Raw genomic sequence first — 18,562 nt, forward strand, 5'->3', positions numbered from 1 at the left:
CGCCGGGCCCTTGACCTGAAGGGCGGCGGATGAGGGCGGCGGCGCGGCCCTGGCGACGGAAGCTCGGCGCACAGTCCCGGTCCGGCGGGCGCCGCGCCGAGTGGATCGCCCTGATCTGGCTGATGCTGAAGGGCTGGCGCATACTGGGCTTCCGCCTGAAGACCCCCCAGGCCGAAATCGACATCCTGGCCCTGCGCGGGCGCATCCTGGCGGTGGTGGAGGTCAAGTCCCGGGCCAGCCTGGAGGCGGCGCTCGAGGCCGTCGGCCCCGACCAGAGGGAGAGGCTGAGGCGGGCGGGCCGGACCCTGGCGGCCCGGCGGGCGGACCTGTCGGGCAAGGCCGTCCGCCTGGACCTGGTGGCCCTGGCCCCCGGCCGGCGCCCCCGCCATCTGGCCGACGCCTGGCCGGAGGCTTGACGGGTCGGACTTTGACGCCGCCTCGGCGCCCCGTGCTAGAAGGCCCTCTCAGAGGGAGCCCGCCATGAAGCTGAACGTCGCCGTCCAGATGGACCCGCTGGAACACATCCGCATCCAGGGGGACTCCACCTTCGCCATGATGCTGGAAGCCCAGGCCCGGGGCCATGACCTCTTTGTCTACACGCCGGACCGGCTGGCCCTGGAGGGCGGAACCCTGATGGCCCGCGGCCGCTCCGTCCGGGTCAAGGACGTCCAGGACGAGCACGCCGCCTTCGGCCCCTGGGAACAGCGCGACCTGTCGGAGGCCGACGTGGTGCTGCTGCGCCAGGACCCGCCCTTCGACATGGCCTACATCACCACCACCCACTTCCTGGACGCCATCCACCCGAAGACCCTGGTGGTGAACAACCCGACCGAGGTGCGCAACGCGCCCGAGAAGCTCTACGTCACGACCTTTCCGGGCGTGCAGCCGCCGACCCTGATCACCTCGGACCTGGAAGCCCTCTACGACTTCCGCGCCCGGCACGGGGACATCGTGCTCAAGCCCCTCTACGGCGGCGGCGGCTCGGGCGTGGCCCGTCTGCTCGCGGACGACCCCAACCTCGACGCCCTCCTCGACCTGCACCGGATGATCGGCCGCGAGCCTGTGATCGCCCAGAAGTTCATCCCGGCGGTGACCAAGGGCGACAAGCGCATCCTGCTGGTGGACGGGGAACCGGTCGGGGCCATCAACCGGGTACCGGCGCCAGGCCAGATCCGCTCGAACCTGGCCGTGGGCGGGCGGGCCGACGCCGTGGAGCTGACCGCACGCGACCGCGAACTCTGCGCCATCATCGGCCCTCAGCTGAGGGCCCGGGGCCTCCTGTTCGTAGGCGTCGACGTGATCGGCGACTACCTGACCGAGATCAACGTCACCTCCCCCACCGGCGCCCGCGCCCTGCAGCGCCTGTCGGGGATCGACGCCATAGCCGCCCTCTGGGACGTGATCGAGGCGAAGCGCGCCGGGGCGTAAGAGGGCCACACTCCGGTTCCGTTTTTGTTCTTGCCTGTCGGCAAGCGACGTGATTGTCTGAGCCTGGGGACCGGGGCGCAGCGCAAGGAGCGCGCATGGCCGCCCGCGTCACCACCCTGGCCTTCCTGGGCGTCGAGGCCCGGCCCGTCGAGGTCGAGGTCCAGCTGACCGCCGGCGAGCAGAAGTTCGTCCTGGTGGGCCTGGGCGACAAGGCCGTGGCCGAGAGCCGCGAGCGCGTGCGCGCCGCCTTCGCCGGTCTGGGCCTGGCCATGCCGGGCCGCCGGATCATCTGCAACCTCGCCCCCGCCGACCTGCCCAAGGAGGGCAGCCATTACGACCTGCCCATCGCTCTGGCCGTGATGGCGGCCATGGGGGTGATCCCGCCCGACGCCCTCGAGGGCTGGGCGGCCATGGGCGAATTGTCCCTCGACGGGCGCATCACCGCCTCGGCCGGCGCCCTGCCGGCGGCGGTGGCGGCGGGCGCCCTGGGCCTGGGCCTGATCTGCCCCGAGGCCAGCGGGCCCGAGGCCGCCTGGTCGGGGTCGACGCCGATCCTGGCGCCGCCCAGCCTGGTGGCCCTGGTCAACCATTTCCGCGGGACCCAGGCGCTCTCGCCCCCGGAACCCGGCGCCCTGACCGAAGGCGCCCCGGCGCCGGACCTGCGCGAGGTGCGGGGCCAGGAGACCGCCCGCCGGGCCCTGGAGATCGCCGCCGCCGGGGGCCATAACCTCCTGCTGACCGGTCCGCCCGGCGCCGGGAAGTCGATGATGGCCGCCCGCCTGCCGGGCCTCCTGCCGCCCCTCTCGGCCGCCGAGCTGCTGGAGACCTCCATGGTCCATTCGGTGGCCGGCCTGATCGCCCGGGGCGAGCTGACCCGGACCCGTCCCTTCCGCGCCCCGCACCATTCGGCGACCATGGCCGCCCTGACCGGCGGCGGCGCGCGAATCCGACCCGGCGAGGCCTCCCTCGCCCACAACGGCGTCCTTTTCCTGGACGAGCTGCCGGAGTTCAGCGCCCAGTCCCTGGATTCCCTGCGCCAGCCCCTGGAGACCGGCGAGATCACCGTCGCCCGGGCGGCGGGGCACGTGCGCTATCCCGCGCGGTTCCAGCTGGTGGCGGCCCAGAATCCCTGCAAGTGCGGCAAGGGGGGCGAGGGCCGGGGCGCCTGCGGGCGCGCGCCGCGCTGCCAGGTCGACTACCGGGCGCGGGTGTCGGGACCCTTCCTCGATCGCATCGACCTGCACGTGGAGGTTCCCGCCGTTCGGGCCGCCGATCTCGCCCTGCCCGCCGCCGCCGAGGGTTCGGCCGAGGTCGCCGCCCGGGTGGCGGCCGCGCGCCAGGTTCAGGTCCGCCGGGCGTCCGAGGCCGGACGGCCCGAGACAGAGGCCGCCAACGCCCGGGCCTCGGGCGACTGGCTGCAGGCCATCGCCGAGCCCGAGCCCGACGCCCGGGCTCTTTTGACCCGCGCCGCCGACGCCGCCGGCCTGACCGCCCGGGGCTGGAGCCGGGTCCTGCGGCTGGCCCGGACCCTGGCGGACCTGGAGGCGGAGCCCGGCGCGTCTTCCCCGCCCGTCGGCCGCCGTCATGTCGCCGAGGCCCTGGCCTACCGCGGCGTGGGGGGGACCGGCTGATCAGGCGCCGGGCAGGCGTTGACGCTCTGTTAATCGCAGCGCTTGACGGTCCCTTAAGCCTCCCGGGGCACGATGGCGCCATGATCAAAGCCGCCACCCTCGTCACTCCGCAGGCCCCGCCCGCCGACAGCGACCCCCAGACGCCCGAAGAACGGAAGACGCCCGAAGAACGGAAGGCGCCCGTCACCATCGAGGCTCTGGCAGGACTCAGCCACGAGTTCCGCACTCCGCTGAACGGCGTGCTGGGTCTGACCCGGCTGCTGGAGGCCACCCCCCTCACCGGCGAGCAGCGGAGCTATGTCGACGCCCTCAAGGAGTCGGGTGAGCACCTTCTGGGTCTGGTCAACCAGCTCCTGGACTTCGCCCGCCTCGGGGCCTCGGCGATCAGGATTCAAACCGAGGATGTCGCCATTGAAGACCTCCTGAAGGGCGTCTGCGAGCTGACCGGTCCGCGAGCGTCGGAAAAGGGTCTGGAGATCGGGTGGTGGGTCGCCCCGGGACTCGGCCGCATTCGCGCAGACGAAGGCCGGCTGCGGCAGGTCCTGCTGAACTATGTGGGCAACGCCATCAAGTTCACCCGGACGGGCGGGATCCTGGTCTCGGCGGCGCCCGCCGGCGCCGGGCGAATCCGGCTCAGCGTCCAGGACACCGGCCCCGGAGTCCTGGAGACCGAGCGGGAGCGCATCTTTGAGCCCTTCGTCCAAACCGACCCGCGGGTCGATGGGGTGAGTCTGGGCGGAACCGGGCTGGGCCTGGCCATCGTCCGCTCTTTGGCCGACGCCTTGCGGGGCGTCGCCGGAGTCCGGCCCGCTCCGGGCGGCGGCGCCGAATTCTGGCTGGAATTTCCAGCCGCCCGAGCCGGCGGGGCGCCGGGCCGCAACCTGGCCGGTCGGCGGATCGGAGTCGTGAGCCCCAATCCCGTCGTCTGCGAAGCGGCGATCCGGCAGATCCTGAGCCGGGGCGGAGACGGCGTCGCCGTGGAGAGCGTCGAGGACCTGCCTGCGGACGCCGAGATCCTGCTGGTGGACCACGCCCTCGCCCCCTCCGCCCCGCCGGATGACCGCGCCGCCATCATCCTGCTGGCGCCCGAGGACCGCAGCCTCATCGAGGACTACCGGGCTCGGGGGTTCTCAGGCTACCTGATCAAACCCCTCCGCCCCGCCTCCCTCGCCGAGCGCGTCCTGGCCGCGTCCGGGGCCCGGAGCCGCACCGAGCGGCTGGATGACCGGATCGCCCCTGCGGTGGCGCCCGGCCTGCGCGTCCTTCTGGTCGAGGACCACGCCATCAACGCCCTTCTGGCGACAGCCATGCTGCAGCGGGAAGGCTGCCTGGTCGACCACGCCATAGGCGGCCCCGAGGCGCTCGCCGCCGTGGCCGTGGGAACCTACGACCTGATTCTGATGGACATGCGCATGCCTGGGATGGGCGGACTGGAAACCACGCAGGAGATGCGGGCCCAGGAAGTGACCACCCCTATCGTCGCCCTGACCGCGAACACCTTCGAGGATGACCGGCAGGCCTGTCTGGCCTCCGGAATGGACGAGTTCCTTGTCAAGCCGCTCTCGGCGGACGCGCTGCGGCGCATCCTCGTCCGGGTGGCGCGCGGCTGGAAGGAGCCGGCCGGACGGCGACGCTCGGCCTGAACCGGCCCTCCGGAAGGCTGGACGAGGCTCCCGGCGCGCGCCACTCTGACGCCGCCGCGTCCTGAGCGGCTTTCCGGACGGACCCATGAGCAAGGCGGAGTCGCCGGACGACGGCGGGAAGCAACTGTCGACCCTCCAGGCCCTGGCGATCTTCCTGGAGCGCCGCTCCCTGGTGATGCTGGCTCTGGGATTCGCCTCGGGCCTTCCCAACCTTCTGATCTTCGACACCCTGTCCGCCTGGCTGAGGGACGCCGGGCTGTCCCTTGAGGTCATCGGGATCTTCAGCCTGGCGACCCTGGCCTATTCGGTGAAGTTCCTCTGGGCGCCCCTCGTGGATCGGGCGGTCATCCCCGGCCTGACCGGGCGGCTGGGACACCGGCGCTCCTGGATGCTGGTCTGCCAGGCGCTGATCATGGCCGCCCTGCTGGCGATCTCAGGTGTCGACCCGGCGCGCAGCCTGCCCCTCATGGCGGGTCTGGCCGTCTTCGTCGGCTTCGTCTCTGCAACCCAGGACATCGTCATCGACGCCTGGCGCATCGAGGCGGCGGGGACGGAGCGGGCGGGGGCGATGGCCGCCGCCTACCAGTGGGGCTACCGGATCGCCATGATCCTGGCCGGGATCCTGCCCCTGGTCCTCAGCGACGCCCTGGGCTGGGGAGGTTCCTACGCCCTCATGGCGGCGCTTATGCTGACGGGAACCGCCGGCGTTCTGGCCGCGCCGAGGGAGACCCGCCACGAGATCCGGCCCCTGGGCGGGGATGGAGCCCCGTCCCGGCCGGGCCGCGACGCCCTGGAGTGGACCGGGCGCGGCGCCTTGGTCCTCGCCGCCGTCGGCCTGCTGGGGTCCGGCCTTTCCGGAGACCCCTTCCTGATCCGGGCGCCCCTCTTGGCCCTGGGCCTGAACGGTCTCGCGGAGGCGGTCGCCGCCCTCTGGGCGTCCAAACCGGGCGGCGCCATCGCCCAGGTCGCCTCTGCGGTCGGCGGCCTCGCGGTCCTTGCGGGGGCCGTCCTGCCCCTGCCGGGCGCGCCGACCCGCCCCGGGCGGTTCCTGTTTTCGGCCCTTGGCGAGCCCCTCGCCGACTTTGTCCGGAGGCACAGCGGCGCTGCGGGCCTGATCCTGGCCCTGATCTGCGTCTATCGGCTGCCGGACTTCGTCCTGAACATCATGAATCCCTTCTATCTGGACCTTGGCTTCTCGAAGCTGGAGATCGCTGAAATCCGCAAGGTTCTGGGCGTGGTCATGTCGGTGGCCGGGGTGGGCCTGGGCGGCTGGGCGGTCGCCCGGCTGGGACTGATCCGCGCTTTGGTCATCGGCGCCTTCGCCGGCCCGGTCTCGAACCTGGCCTTCGCCTGGCTGACCCTGCAGGGGCCCCAGGTCTGGGCCCTGGCGGTGGCGATCAGCCTGGACAACATCGCCTCCGGCTTCGCGGGGACCTGTCTGATCGCCTACATGTCGAGCCTGACCAGCCAGGGCTTCACCGCCTCTCAGTACGCCCTCTTCTCGTCGCTCTACGCCCTTCTGGGGAAGCTGGTGGCCTCCCAGTCCGGCCGGTTCGTGGAGGGCGCCGCGCGGATGGCGGACGCTGGCGGGCCGACGGCGGCCCTGCGCGCCCTGCTGGGTCCGGCGCCGGCGGGCGCCTTCTCGGAGGCGGCGCTCAAGTCCGGGGTCAGCGCCGCGGGCCTCGGGGCCGGCTACGTGACCTTCTTCGTCTACTCGGCCATCCTGGGAGTCGCGGGAGTCATCCTCGCCCTGGCCGTAGCGGCCAGGGAGCGCCGGCGGCCAGCCGGCCAGGAGGCGGATCAGACGCCCGCCTGACGTCCTCGCTCGATGGCCTGACGGATCAGGTCGCCGGTTTCCTCCGGGTCCGCCCAGCGCCCGACCTCGGACATCTTGCCCTTCTCCAGATCCTTGTAGTGAGAGAAGAAGTGGCCGATCTGCTCTGTGAGGATGGAGGGCAGGGCCCGCCAGGAGTCGATGCCGGCGTAATAGGGGTGGAGCTTGTCCACCGGCACCGCCAGAACCTTTTCGTCCTCCCCCGCCTCGTCGACCATGATCAGGCATCCGATGGGCCGGCAGCGGATGATGGCCCCGGTGGCCACGGGGGTGGGGCCGACCACCAGGATGTCGATGGGGTCGCCATCCCCCGACAGGGTGTGCGGGATGAATCCGTAGTTCCCGGGATAGAACATGGCCGTGTGCAGGAAGCGGTCGACGAACATGGCGCCCGAGGCCTTGTCGAGCTCGTACTTCACGGGCGCTCCGCCCTGCGGGATCTCGATCAGGGCGTTGACGTCGTAGGGCGGGTTCACCCCGACGGGGATCCGGGAAATATCCATGTTGACCTCCTGGGCCTGGCCATGTCCGGCCGGCGGCTCCTATGGCGCAAAGGAGCCCCGGGCGGAAGGGGCTGACAGGGGCCGCCGACTGTTCTATAAGCCCGGCAACATCGTTTGTGACGTTGGATGACGTCTGCGAGCGGCGGGCTGCGGCCCGGCCGCTTTTTTGTTGGACCCGAGGGGCGCCGGCAGGGCGCGGAGAGACCGAATGCGCAGCAGGACGGCGGAGGACGCCCGACTCCTGGAGCTTCTCGATCCAGTGGCGGAGGCCGCGGGCTACGAGATCGTGCGCCTGAGGCTGATGGGCGGCGACCACGCCCGCCGGTTGCAGATCATGGCCGAGACCCCGGAAGGCGAAATGAACGTCGAGGACTGCGCCCGGCTGTCGCGGGCCCTGTCCGAAGTGCTGGACGCCGCGGACCCTCTTTCCGGAGAGTACACGCTGGAAGTCTCCACCCCCGGGGTCGACCGCCCCCTGACCCGCCTGAAGGACTTTGAGACCTTTGAGGGCCACGAGGCCCGGATCGAACTGGACCGCATGGCCGAGGGCCGAAAGCGCTTCCGCGGGGAGCTGGCCGGCGTCGAGGGCGACCAGGTCGCCATCAACCTCGAGGGCGAGGCCGAGACCGCCCTTGTTCCCTTCGCCTGGATCACCGAGGCGAAACTCATCCTGACCGACCGGCTGATGGAGCGGGGCGCCCAAGAGCGCGCCCGGCGACTGGCCGGCGGTTCCCATTCCGATTCCGACCAGGAGGACCTTCCATGAGCCCGACAGGGATCGCCGCAAACCGGCTTGAGCTGCTGCAGATTGCAGACGCCGTGGCGCGCGAGAAATCGATCGACCGCGAGGTGGTCATCGCAGCCATCGAGGAGGCCATCCAGAAGGGGGCCCGGGCCCGCTACGGGGCCGAGCATGACATCCGGGTGCGGATCGACCCCAAGACGGGAGAGACGACCCTCAAGCGGGTTATCCGCGTCATCCCGGACGATGAGACCTTCACCGACGAGGATGGCCTTCCCGTCGAGCCCGTCGGCATCCGCCGGCTATCGGAGGCCCTGCGGGACGATCCCGAGGCCTTTGTCGGCAAGACGTACGAGGAAGTTCTTCCGCCCTTCGAGTTCGGCCGGGTCCAGACCCAGATGGCCCGCCAGGTGGTGACCGGGAAGGTCCGTGAGGCCGAGCGTGAGCGACAGTATGAGGAGTTCAAGGACCGGGTCGGCGAAGTCATCAACGGGGTGGTCAAGCGGGTGGAGTACGGCAACACCGTGGTCGACCTGGGTCGCGGCGAAGGCATCATGCGGCGGGATCAGTCCATCCCCCGGGAAAACTTCAACATCGGCGACCGGATCCGCTGCTACATCTACGACGTTCGCCGGGAGGCGAAGGGTCCGCAGATTCTGCTGAGCCGGGCCCACGGCGGCTTCATGGCCAAGCTCTTCGCCCAGGAAGTGCCGGAAGTCTACGACGGGGTCATCGAGATCCGCGCCGTCGCGCGAGATCCGGGCAGCCGGGCCAAGATGGCTGTGGTCTCCAATGACAGCTCCATCGACCCCGTCGGCGCCTGCGTGGGCATGCGCGGAAGCCGGGTCCAGGCCGTGGTGGCCGAGCTGCAGGGCGAGAAGATCGACATCATCCAGTGGAGCCCGGACGAAGCCACCTTCATCGTCAACGCCCTGGCGCCCGCCGAGGTGTCCAAGGTGGTGATGGACGAGGAGGACGAGCGGGTCGAGGTGGTGGTGCCGGACGAGCAGCTGTCTTTGGCTATCGGCCGGCGCGGGCAGAATGTCCGCCTGGCCTCGCAGCTGACGGGATGGCAGATCGACATCATGACCGAGAGTCAGGAGAGCGAGCGCCGCCAGCGCGAGTTCGCCGAGCGCACCGCCCTGTTCCAGGAGGCTCTGGACGTGGATGAGGTCATCGCCCAGCTGCTGGTCACCGAAGGTTTCGCCACCGTCGAGGACGTCGCCTATGTGGATTCTTCGGAAGTGGCCGCCATCGAGGGCTTTGACGAAGACACCGCCGAGGAGATCCAGGCCCGGGCGCGCGACCACCTGGAGCGCGAGGCCGCCGAGCTGGACGCCCGACGCCGTGAGCTGGGCGTCGAGGACGGCCTCCTGGAGATCGAGGGCGTGACCCTGCCTGTGGCCGTCGCCCTCGGCGAGGGTGAGGTGAAGTCGGTCGAGGATCTGGCCGGCCTGGTGCCGGACGATCTCCGCGGCTGGTACGAGACCCGCAACGGAGAGCGCGTGCGCGAGCCCGGCGTCCTGGAGTCCTTTGGCCTGGACGCCGCAGACGCCGAGGCGCTGATCCTGCGGGCCCGCATCGCCATGGGCTGGATCGAGGCGCCGCCGGAAGCGGTGGAGGAGGAGATCGAGGCCGAGCTGAGCGAGGAAGACATCGTCTTCGGCCAACCGGGCGCCCGGGAGGCCTGACGCCGGAGTGACCGCCGCCGCGCCCAGGACGCCCAGGACCCACGCCGAGGCCTCCCGCGAAAGCCGGGACCTGGTGTCCGGAGAGGTGCGCCCGCGGGAGACGATGATCCGCTTCGTCGCAGGGCCGGATGGATGGGTCACGCCCGACCTGGCCGGACGGCTCCCGGGCCGGGGGCTCTGGGTCGCATCGGACAGGTCCTCCGTGGAGACCGCCGCCCGTCGGGGGCTGTTCAGCCGGGCGGCGCGGGCGACCCTCAGGGCCGACCCCGATCTGGCCGACCAGGTCGAGCGTCTGCTCCTGCGTCGCCTTCTCGACGGCCTGGGTCTGGCCCGGCGGGCGGGGGAGCTGGTGTTCGGCTTCGAAAAGGTCCTCGCGGCGCTCTCGGGCGGTCGGGCGGCCTGGCTCATCGAAGCCCTGGACGGCTCCGCGGATGGCCGCCGAAAGATCCTCGGGGCCGCCCGCAAGGCGTCCCCCACGCCTGGCCTGGCGGGCCTCTGGACGGGAGAAGAATTGAGTTTGGCCTTGGGGGGCGAGAATGTGATACACAGCGCCTTCCTTGCGGGACGGGGCTCCGACCGCTGGACATGGGATGTCCAGCGGCTTTCCGGCTTCCGGCCCCTGGTTCCGGACTCCTGGATCGAGGCGACGCCGCCGACGTAAGGGGGCCGGGCCCGGCCTAAGGCATTGGGATTGTGAAGTGGGCCGGACCCGTCCGGCCGGATGTAAAGCGAGCGCATGAGCGACGAAAAAGACAACGGCCGTCCCTCCGCCCCCGGCGGACGCCAGCCTCTGACCCTGAAGCCCCGCCTTGGCGCCGGATCGGTCAGCGCTGGCACGGTGAAGCAAAGCTTCAGCCACGGCCGCTCGAAGACGGTTGTGGTCGAGACCAAGCGCGCCCGCACCGCCGGTCCTGCGGCCGGCAACCTGGCCGCGCCCTCCCCTGCCGAGCGCCGCACAACCGCTCCGGCGCCCGCAGCCGGATCTATCCGGCCCGCTGCGCCGGCCTCCGCCTCCGACGGCGGCCTGTCGGCCGAGGAGCTGAAGGCCCGCCAGAAGGCCATCGAACTGGCCCGCGAACACCAGGCTCAACAGGCCGCCGAGGCCAGAGCCGAAGCCGCCGCCCGGGCGGAGGCCGCAGCTCGCGCCGCCGCCCTTGACGCCGCCGCCGCCAATCCTCCGGCCGCCCCGGAGGCCCCCGCGGCCCCCGCCCCGGCCCCGTCCCCGGCCCCGACTCAGTCCCCGGCCCCGGTCGCACCCCGGCCGCAGGTGGAGGCCGGACGCGCCGCCGCGCCGGGCCAGACGCGCACCTATGAGCCCTCTCGCGAACGCCGCGACGACCGGCCCACGACCACCACCTACCGGCCCGAACGGCCCGCCGGACGTTTCGAGAGCACCAGCTTCGGCCAGCGCGCGCCGCGAGCCGACCAGCCGCCGCGTGACCGCAGCGGTCCGCCCCGGGACGGCGACCGTGGGCCGCGCCCGCCGCGTCCCGCGACCCAGGGCGGAGAGCCCGTCCGCTATTCCGCCCTGGCGCCCCGGCCCGCACCTGGCGCCCGCGACGGCGCGCGCCCGGGAGGACCGCGCACGCCGCGTCTGGCCCCCGCAGCGGCGCCGGCGACACCGGAAATCCAGCGCGCTGTGCGGCAGGCGCCCCGCCCCGGCTCCCAGACCCTCGACCGCCGGGTGGACGACGACGAGGATACGCGTCGCAAGGCCGCCGGTGCGGCCAGCAAGCCGATCAGCCGCGCCAAGGGCGCCACTCAGCGCCGGGAAGGCCGGCTGACCATCCAGGCCGTCGCGGGTGACGACGAGGGCGCCGTCGAGCGGATGCGCTCCCTTGCCTCTGTCCGCAGAGCCCGCGAGCGCGAGCGCGAGAAGCGTAAGGGCGGCGTCCAGGAGCAGGCCCGGGTCGCCCGCGAGGTGGTGATCCCGGACGTGATCACCGTGGCCGAGCTATCCAACCGGATGGCCACCCGCGGCGTGGACGTCATCAAGTTCCTGATGCGTCAGGGCATGATGGTGAAGATCAACGACGTGATCGACAGCGATACGGCGGAGCTCATCGCCACCGAGTTCGGGCACACGGTCAAGCGCGTCTCGGATTCCGACGTTGAGGAAGGCTTCCTCGGCGCCGAGGACATGGACGAGCACATGGAGGTCCGCGCACCCGTGGTCGCCGTCATGGGCCATGTCGACCACGGCAAGACCTCCCTGCTTGACGCCCTTCGCCAGGCCGACGTGGCGGCCGGCGAACAGGGCGGCATCACCCAGCACATCGGCGCCTATCAGGTGAAGCTGCCGAACGGCCAGAAGGTGACCTTCCTCGACACCCCCGGCCACGCGGCCTTTACCGCCATGCGGGCCCGGGGTGCGGATGTGACCGACATCGTCGTCCTCGTGGTCGCAGCGGACGACGGGGTCATGCCTCAGACCATCGAGGCCATCCAGCACGCCAAGGCGGCGAACACGCCGATCATCGTCGCCGTCAACAAGATGGACAAGCCCGACGCCAACCCGACCCGGGTGATCAACGAGCTGCTCCAGCACGAGATCGTCGCCGAGAGCCTTGGCGGCGAGACCCAGGTGATCGAGGTCTCCGCCCTCAAGAAGACCGGTCTCAACGACCTGATCGAGGCCATCCTGCTGCAGGCCGAGGTCCTTGAACTGAAGGCCAACCCGGACAGAACCGCCGAGGGCGTGGTGATCGAGTCCAAGATCGACCGCGGCCGCGGCGCCGTCTCGACCGTCCTGGTCAAGCGGGGCACTCTGAAGCGCGGCGACATCGTCGTTGCGGGCGCCAAGTTCGGCCGGGTTCGCGCCCTGTTGAACGAGCGCGACGAGCAGGTTCCCTCGGCGGGTCCCGCTGAGCCGGTAGAGGTGCTTGGTCTGGACGGCGCCCCCTCTCCGGGAGAGGCCTTCGCCGTGGTTGAATCCGAGGCCCGAGCCCGGGAGCTGACGGAGTACCGGATTCGCCTCAAGCGTGAGAAGGCCGGGGCCCCAATCGCCAGCGGCGTGTCCATGGCCGACTTCATGGCCAAGATGCAGGACAAGAAGATTTCGGAGATGCCGGTCATCATCAAGGCCGACGTCCAGGGGTCTGCGGAGGCGATCGTCGGGTCCCTCGAGAAGCTGGCCACCGACGAGGTGCGGGCGCGGATCATCCTGTCCGGCGCCGGCGCCATCAGCGACAGCGACGTCATGCTGGCCAAGGGCTCGGGAGCGCCCATCCTGGGCTTCAACGTCCGCGCCACCAGCCAGGCTCGCCAGCTGGCCGAGCGCGAGGGGGTGGAGATCCGCTACTATTCGATCATCTATGACCTGCTCGATGACGTGAAGGGCGTCATGTCCGGCCTGCTGGCGCCCGAACAGAGGGAAACCTTCCTCGGCAATGCCCGCGTCCTGCAGGTCTTCGACATTACCCGCGTGGGCAAGGTCGCCGGCTGCCGCGTCACCGAGGGGGTGGTCCGGCGCGGCGCCCGGGTCCGGATCGTGCGCAACGACATCGTCGTCCTCGAGCTGGGCGTCCTGCAGACCCTCAAGCGGTTCAAGGAGGAAGTGGCCGAAGTCGGAAACGGGGTCGAGTGCGGCATGGCCTTCCAGGGCTTCCAGGACATTCAGGAAGGCGACGTCATCGAGTGCTTCACCATCGAAGAGGTCAAGCGCAGCCTCTAGGGCGCGCCCATCGGGAGGGCCCATGCTCAGACGCCTCGTCCTCTTCGGACTCCTCGGCCTCCTGGCGGCCTGCGCGACCGCCAGTCGCCTGGATGCAGCCCGCGATGTGCACGCCCTGCTGGTCGCGATCCGGGACGAGGACAGGACAGCCTTTGACGCCCGCGTCGACCGGGAGGCCCTGAAGGCCGAGATCGCCTCCCGCCTGGCCCGGGAGACCTCCCGCCTGAAGATCGAGGGCCTGGATCTGGGTCGGCTCGGCGCCGTGGCCGCCCCCGCCCTCGCCAGCTTCGCGGGAGACACCCTGATCCAGCCGAGGGTCTTCCGCCAGGTGGCCGAAGCCTATGGCTACAGCCGCGACAAGCCCCTGCCCGGAACGGTGGCCATCGCCAGCCGCCTGAAGGCCATGCCTGACGGGCGGGTCTGCGCCACCGTCGAGAAGGACGGGTCCTGCGTCCTCATCTTTACGCGTAACGCCGAGGGACGATGGCGGCTGAGCGGGTTCGAGGGCGACCTTTCCTCCCTGAAGATCCGTCTCTGAAGGAGCGCCTCATGGCCTGGGAAGACGCCCTGTCCGCCTACGACAAGTTCACCTTCGAGGCCGGCCCCTGGGCCCGCACGGTCTACCGGCGCGGGCAGGGTCCAGCCGTCATCGTGATCCATGAGATCCCCGGCCTGCATCCTCTGGTCATCCGGTTCGCGGACCGGGTGGCGGAGGCCGGCATGACCGTCTTCCTGCCCAGCCTGATCGGCGATCCTGGCCGGCCCGTGAGCGGCGGTTACGCCCTGAAGTCCATGGCGACGGCCTTCTGCGTCCGCCGGGAGTTCAATGTCTGGCGGACCGGGCGGACCAGCCCGATCGCCGACTGGCTGCGGGCCCTGGCGCGCAAGGCCCACGCCGAATGCGGCGGGGCCGGGGTGGGCGCCGTGGGGATGTGCTTTTCCGGGGGCTTCGCCCTGGCCATGATGACCGACCCGTCCGTGGTGGCGCCTGTCCTGTCCCAGCCCTCTCTGCCCCTGCCCTTCGGCTCCAGGGCCCGGGCGGCGGACATCGATGTCTCGCCCGAAGACCTGCGCTGCGTGAAGGACCGGCTGGAGGCCGAGGACCTTACCGTGATGGGCCTGCGCTTCCGTTCGGACAAGTTCGTCCCGGACGCCCGATTCGAGACCCTGAAGCGCGTGCTCGGCGACCGCTTTGAGCCTGTGGAGCTGGAGGACGAGGACGCCGCGCCCGCCGACATGCCGCCCCACTCGGTCCTGACCCTGCACCTGCGGGAGGACGGGCCCACCAAGGCGGCCGAACAGAAGGTCATCACCTTCTTCCGCCAGCGGACGGGCGCCTGATCCCCCTTCGGCTGGACAGCCGGGCCACACCCGACTAGAACCCGCCGCCTTCCCCCGCGCCCGCGTCCGATCCGCGGTCCGGGTCCGCCATTCGGGACACCCCCATGAAACGACACACCGGCGCCGGTCGCGGCGCCCCGGCCGGTCCCTCGCAGCGCCAGTTGCGGGCCGGTGAGCTCATCCGCCACGCCCTGGTGGAGATCCTGCGCGAGGAGGAGATCCCCGACCCCGATCTCACAGGGGTGTCCATCACCCTCACCGAGGTGCGGATGAGCCCCGATCTTCGTCACGCGCACGGTTTCGTCGAGCCCCTCGGCGGCCAGGAGGCCGGCCGGGTGGTGACGGCCCTGAACCGCCACGCGAAGTTCCTGCGCGGCCGCCTGGGCCGGAGAATCGACATGAAGTTCACCCCTGACCTGAAGTTCGCCCATGACGAGAGCTTCACGGAAGCGGCCCGGATGGAGGCCCTGTTCCGCGACCCCCGTGTGGCCAGGGACCTGGGACCGGGCGACTCCGACGGCGAGGCCTGAGCATGGGGCGGCGCAAGAGCGGTGAGGCGGTGTCGGGCTGGGTCTGCCTGGACAAGCCCTATGACCTGACGTCAACGCAGGCCGTGGGCCGGGTCCGGCGCCTGTTCAACGCCCAGAAGGCCGGACACGCCGGCACCCTTGACCCCCTGGCCACCGGCATCCTGCCTATCGCCCTGGGCGAGGCGACCAAGACGGTCAGCTTCATGATGGATGCGGGGAAGACCTACCGCTTCACCATCGCCTGGGGCCGGACGACCACCACCCTGGACCGCGAGGGCGAGACCTCGGCGGCGTCGGACGTACGGCCCACGCGCGCCCAGACCGAGGCCGCCCTGCCCGCCTTCATCGGCGAGATCGACCAGGTCCCGCCGGTTTTCTCGGCGATCAAGGTGGATGGCGAGCGCGCCTATGACCTGGCCCGGGCGGGGGAAGCGGTGGAGCTTGCCAGCCGCCGGGTGGTCATCCACGACGCCCGGGTGACCGGCGCCCCGGACGCTGACCATGTCGAGATCGAGATCGACTGCGGCAAGGGCGTCTATGTGCGCGCCCTGGTGCGGGACCTGGCCGAACGCCTCGGCGCCTGCGGCCATGTCAGCGCCCTGAGGCGGACGCGGGTGGGGCCCTTCACCGAGGGCCGGGCGATTACGCTGGAAAACCTGGAGGATCTCGGGCATAAGGCGCGCCTCCTGGAGGCACTGCTTCCGGTCGAGACCGCTCTGGACGACATCCCGGAGCTGGCCGTGACCGCAGAAGACGCCTTCAGGCTCAAGCAGGGACGACCCATCGTTCTCGTTCCCCGACAGGTTGACGACCTGAGGTCCCGGCTCACCGCCGGAACCCGGACCGTTTCAGTCCTGGCGGGCGGATCGCTGGTGGCGCTCTGCGAGATGCGCATGGGACGGCTCGAACCTGCGCGCGTCTTTCACCTCTGACCAGAGCGGAGATTTGACGATGTCGATTACGCTGGAACGCAAGGCGGAACTCATCCAGACCCACGGTCGCTCCGAAGGCGATACCGGGAGCGCGGAAGTCCAGGTGGCCATCCTGTCCGAACGGATCGCCAACCTGACCGAGCACTTCAAGAGCCACAAGAAAGACAACCACTCACGTCGCGGCCTCCTGAAGATGGTGTCCCAGCGCCGTCGTCTGCTGGACCACCTCAAGGCCTCCGACGCGGGTCGCTACCAGGCGATCATCGAGAAGCTCGGCCTGCGCCGCTAGTTCCCGGACCTCCGCCAGGGGGCCTGGTCCATTTCACCGCCGCCCCCGCGACAGGCCGGGGGACCAGGGGCGGTGCGCGGGGGTCCATTCGGGGGCCTCCGTCCTACGTCGGGGGTTCCACAGAAATCCTCACCGCGCCTGTCGTTCCTGGAGAGGATTTCGGTCGTCCGACGCCCTGTCCGCCCCCGCCGGGAATACGCCCGCGGGACAAGAAAGAAGCCAAATGTTCGATATCAAGAGAAAGACCATCGAGTGGGGTGGGCGCACGCTGACCCTCGAGACCGGCCGCATGGCCCGCCAGGCGGACGGTTCTGTCCTCGCCACCTACGGCGAGACCATGGTGCTGGCCACCGCTGTCTTCGCCAAGAGCGCCAAGCCCGGCCAGGACTTCTTCCCCCTGACCGTGAACTACCAGGAGAAGTACTACGCCGCCGGCAAGATCCCCGGCTCCTTCCCCCGCCGCGAAGCCGCGCCGAGCCAGAAGGAAACCCTGACCTCGCGCCTGATCGACCGTCCGATCCGGCCGCTGTTCGTCGAGGGGTTCAAGAACGAGGTCCAGGTGGTCGCCACCGTGCTGGCGCATGATCTCGAGAACGATCCCGACATCGTCGCCATGGTGGCCGCCTCCGCCGCCCTGGTCCTGTCCGGCGCCCCCTTCATGGGACCCATCGGCGCCGCCCGCGTGGGCTACACCAACGGCGAGTACATCCTGAACCCGACCCTCGACCAGATGAAGGCGTCGGCCATGGATCTGGTCGTCGCCGGTACGAGCGATGCGGTCATGATGGTGGAATCCGAAATTCAGGAGCTCTCGGAAGAGGTGGTCTTGGGCGGCGTGACCTTCGCCCACAAGGCCATGCAGCCGGTGATTGACGCGATCATCGAACTGGCCGAGCACGCGGCCAAGGATCCCTTCGAGTTCACCCCGGACGATACCGAGGCCCTCAAGGCCGAGGCCCGCAAGCTGGTGGGCGCGGACCTGGCGGCGGCCTACAAGATCGTGGCCAAGGGCCAGCGCTACGAGGCCGTCGGTCAGGCCAAGGCCAAGGCGGTCGCCGCCCTCGCCAAGTCGGAGGCCAACCCCTCGGGCGCCGACGCCCAGAAGCTGGCCGGGGTCCTGAAGGAGCTCGAGGCCGAGGTCGTCCGCCGCAACATCATCGAGACCGGGATCCGCATCGACGGCCGGACGGTGGACAAGGTCCGCCCGATCGTCTCGGAGGTCGGCGTGCTGACCCGGGCCCACGGCTCGGCCCTGTTCACCCGCGGCGAGACCCAGGCCCTGGTGGTCGCCACCCTCGGCACCGGCGATGACGAGCAGCTGATCGACGCCCTCGAGGGCAAGTACTACGAGAAGTTCCTGCTGCACTACAACTTCCCCCCCTTCAGCGTCGGCGAGACCGGCCGGATGGGCGCCCCCGGGCGGCGGGAAGTGGGTCACGGAAAGCTGGCCTGGCGGGCGATCCGCCCCATGCTGCCGGCCTATGACGAGTTCCCCTACACCATCCGCCTGGTGTCCGAGATCCTGGAGTCCAACGGTTCGTCCTCCATGGCGTCGGTGTGCGGCTCGTCCCTGGCCCTGATGGACGCCGGCGTGCCCCTGAAGAAGCCGGTCAGCGGCATCGCCATGGGCCTGATCCTCGAGAAGGACGGCTTCGCGGTCCTCTCAGACATCCTGGGCGACGAGGATCACCTGGGCGACATGGACTTCAAGGTGGCCGGCACCGAGGACGGGATCACCTCCCTCCAGATGGACATCAAGATCGCCGGGATCACCGAGGAGATCATGCGCAAGGCGCTGGAACAGGCCAAGGGCGGCCGCCAGCACATCCTGGACGAAATGGCCAAGGCCATGGAGGCCCCGCGCACCCAGCTCGGCGAGTTCGCCCCGAAGATCGAGACCATCAAGATCCCCGTGGACAAGATTCGCGAGGTGATCGGTTCGGGCGGCAAGGTGATCCGCGAGATCACCGCCGAGACGGGCGCCAAGGTCGATATCGGCGAGGACGGCACCATCCGCATCGCCGCCCCGGATCAGGCCAAGATCGACGCGGCCCGTGACTGGATCAAGTCCATCGCCTCGGAGCCTGAACTCGGGGCCATCTACACCGGCAAGGTCGTGAAGATCGTCGACTTCGGCGCCTTCGTGAACTTCTTCGGCGCCAAGGACGGCCTGGTGCATGTGAGCCAGATCTCCAAGGAGCGGGTGAACAAGGTCTCCGACGTCCTGCAGGAAGGCCAGACCGTCAAGGTCAAGCTTCTCGGCTTTGACGACCGGGGCAAGACCCGTCTGTCCATGAAGGTTGTCGATCAGGAGACCGGCGAGGA

The 18,562-nt window shown here is 70.4% G+C and carries 16 protein-coding genes; 15 read left to right on the top strand and 1 reads right to left on the bottom strand.

What is annotated here, in order from left to right; translation table 11 throughout:
* Positions 1-29: 29 nt before the first annotated feature.
* The 5 genes from IM632_RS07565 to IM632_RS07585 all read left to right on the top strand — a co-directional run bounded on the left by IM632_RS07565 (position 30) and on the right by IM632_RS07585 (position 6,518).
* A complete protein-coding gene (locus IM632_RS07565; RefSeq protein ID WP_296484832.1) occupies positions 30-416 on the top strand; it encodes a YraN family protein in 387 nt (128 codons plus the stop codon).
* 64 nt (positions 417-480) lie between these two features.
* Positions 481-1,428, top strand: a complete 948-nt coding sequence (gene gshB, locus IM632_RS07570; protein ID WP_296484835.1) for a glutathione synthase — start codon at positions 481-483, stop codon at positions 1,426-1,428.
* 95 nt (positions 1,429-1,523) lie between these two features.
* Positions 1,524-3,059 (top strand): YifB family Mg chelatase-like AAA ATPase, encoded by a 1,536-nt coding sequence (locus tag IM632_RS07575; protein WP_296479960.1) that lies wholly within the window; start codon positions 1,524-1,526, stop codon positions 3,057-3,059.
* An 80-nt stretch (positions 3,060-3,139) separates the two neighbouring features.
* A complete protein-coding gene (locus IM632_RS07580) occupies positions 3,140-4,702 on the top strand; it encodes a response regulator (protein WP_296498283.1) in 1,563 nt (520 codons plus the stop codon).
* An 85-nt stretch (positions 4,703-4,787) separates the two neighbouring features.
* Positions 4,788-6,518: an MFS transporter gene (locus IM632_RS07585; RefSeq protein ID WP_296479957.1), complete on the top strand. Its 1,731-nt coding sequence runs from the start codon at positions 4,788-4,790 to the stop codon at positions 6,516-6,518.
* On the opposite strand, the gene ppa is transcribed toward IM632_RS07585, so the two are convergent.
* Positions 6,503-7,039: an inorganic diphosphatase gene (ppa, locus tag IM632_RS07590; RefSeq protein ID WP_293512641.1), complete on the bottom strand. Its 537-nt coding sequence runs from the start codon at positions 7,037-7,039 to the stop codon at positions 6,503-6,505. The genes IM632_RS07585 and ppa overlap by 16 nt on opposite strands.
* Before the next feature lie 208 nt (positions 7,040-7,247).
* Between ppa and rimP the strand changes: the two genes are divergently transcribed.
* The 10 genes from rimP to pnp all read left to right on the top strand — a co-directional run.
* A complete protein-coding gene (rimP, locus tag IM632_RS07595; protein WP_296479956.1) occupies positions 7,248-7,805 on the top strand; it encodes a ribosome maturation factor RimP in 558 nt (185 codons plus the stop codon).
* Positions 7,802-9,472 carry a transcription termination factor NusA gene (gene nusA, locus IM632_RS07600; protein WP_296498292.1) on the top strand — a complete coding sequence of 557 codons (1,671 nt, stop codon included), beginning with the start codon at positions 7,802-7,804 and terminating at the stop codon, positions 9,470-9,472. The genes rimP and nusA overlap by 4 nt, the downstream gene beginning before the upstream one ends.
* A 7-nt stretch (positions 9,473-9,479) precedes the next feature.
* Entirely contained in the window at positions 9,480-10,133 is a 654-nt protein-coding gene (locus tag IM632_RS07605; protein WP_296498294.1) for an RNA-binding protein, read from the top strand.
* Positions 10,134-10,208: 75 nt separating this feature from the next.
* Positions 10,209-13,145, top strand: coding sequence for a translation initiation factor IF-2 (gene infB / locus IM632_RS07610; protein ID WP_296552184.1), 2,937 nt, complete (start codon positions 10,209-10,211; stop codon positions 13,143-13,145).
* 22 nt (positions 13,146-13,167) lie between these two features.
* Positions 13,168-13,683: a DUF2939 domain-containing protein gene (locus IM632_RS07615; protein WP_296523488.1), complete on the top strand. Its 516-nt coding sequence runs from the start codon at positions 13,168-13,170 to the stop codon at positions 13,681-13,683.
* Between the two features lie 11 nt (positions 13,684-13,694).
* Positions 13,695-14,486, top strand: coding sequence for a dienelactone hydrolase family protein (locus IM632_RS07620; protein WP_296479951.1), 792 nt, complete (start codon positions 13,695-13,697; stop codon positions 14,484-14,486).
* 104 nt (positions 14,487-14,590) lie between these two features.
* Entirely contained in the window at positions 14,591-15,016 is a 426-nt protein-coding gene (gene rbfA / locus IM632_RS07625) for a 30S ribosome-binding factor RbfA (RefSeq protein ID WP_296479950.1), read from the top strand.
* Between the two features lie 2 nt (positions 15,017-15,018).
* On the top strand, positions 15,019-15,948 hold the full coding sequence (truB, locus tag IM632_RS07630) for a tRNA pseudouridine(55) synthase TruB (protein WP_296479949.1): 930 nt from the start codon (positions 15,019-15,021) through the stop codon (positions 15,946-15,948).
* Between the two features lie 19 nt (positions 15,949-15,967).
* On the top strand, positions 15,968-16,237 hold the full coding sequence (gene rpsO, locus IM632_RS07635; protein WP_293512656.1) for a 30S ribosomal protein S15: 270 nt from the start codon (positions 15,968-15,970) through the stop codon (positions 16,235-16,237).
* A gap of 223 nt (positions 16,238-16,460) precedes the next feature.
* Positions 16,461-18,562: polyribonucleotide nucleotidyltransferase (pnp, locus tag IM632_RS07640; protein WP_296552185.1), on the top strand; the 2,102-nt coding region annotated here is incomplete at its 3' end.

The organism is Phenylobacterium sp. (assembly GCF_020402505.1).
In the GTDB taxonomy this organism is placed as follows: domain Bacteria; phylum Pseudomonadota; class Alphaproteobacteria; order Caulobacterales; family Caulobacteraceae; genus Phenylobacterium.

Excerpts from the sequence above, each read along its gene's own strand:
- IM632_RS07565 (WP_296484832.1), top strand. The coding sequence starts at position 30 with ATGAGGGCGGCGGCGCGGCCCTGGCGACGGAAGCTCGGCGCACAGTCC.
- nusA (WP_296498292.1), top strand. The coding sequence starts at position 7,802 with ATGAGCCCGACAGGGATCGCCGCAAACCGGCTTGAGCTGCTGCAGATT.
- IM632_RS07575 (WP_296479960.1), top strand. The coding sequence starts at position 1,524 with ATGGCCGCCCGCGTCACCACCCTGGCCTTCCTGGGCGTCGAGGCCCGG.
- gshB (WP_296484835.1), top strand. The coding sequence starts at position 481 with ATGAAGCTGAACGTCGCCGTCCAGATGGACCCGCTGGAACACATCCGC.
- IM632_RS07620 (WP_296479951.1), top strand. The coding sequence starts at position 13,695 with ATGGCCTGGGAAGACGCCCTGTCCGCCTACGACAAGTTCACCTTCGAG.
- rbfA (WP_296479950.1), top strand. The coding sequence starts at position 14,591 with ATGAAACGACACACCGGCGCCGGTCGCGGCGCCCCGGCCGGTCCCTCG.
- truB (WP_296479949.1), top strand. The coding sequence starts at position 15,019 with ATGGGGCGGCGCAAGAGCGGTGAGGCGGTGTCGGGCTGGGTCTGCCTG.
- IM632_RS07580 (WP_296498283.1), top strand. The coding sequence starts at position 3,140 with ATGATCAAAGCCGCCACCCTCGTCACTCCGCAGGCCCCGCCCGCCGAC.
- rpsO (WP_293512656.1), top strand. The coding sequence starts at position 15,968 with ATGTCGATTACGCTGGAACGCAAGGCGGAACTCATCCAGACCCACGGT.
- infB (WP_296552184.1), top strand. The coding sequence starts at position 10,209 with ATGAGCGACGAAAAAGACAACGGCCGTCCCTCCGCCCCCGGCGGACGC.
- ppa (WP_293512641.1), bottom strand. The coding sequence starts at position 7,039 with ATGGATATTTCCCGGATCCCCGTCGGGGTGAACCCGCCCTACGACGTC.
- IM632_RS07615 (WP_296523488.1), top strand. The coding sequence starts at position 13,168 with ATGCTCAGACGCCTCGTCCTCTTCGGACTCCTCGGCCTCCTGGCGGCC.
- rimP (WP_296479956.1), top strand. The coding sequence starts at position 7,248 with ATGCGCAGCAGGACGGCGGAGGACGCCCGACTCCTGGAGCTTCTCGAT.
- IM632_RS07585 (WP_296479957.1), top strand. The coding sequence starts at position 4,788 with ATGAGCAAGGCGGAGTCGCCGGACGACGGCGGGAAGCAACTGTCGACC.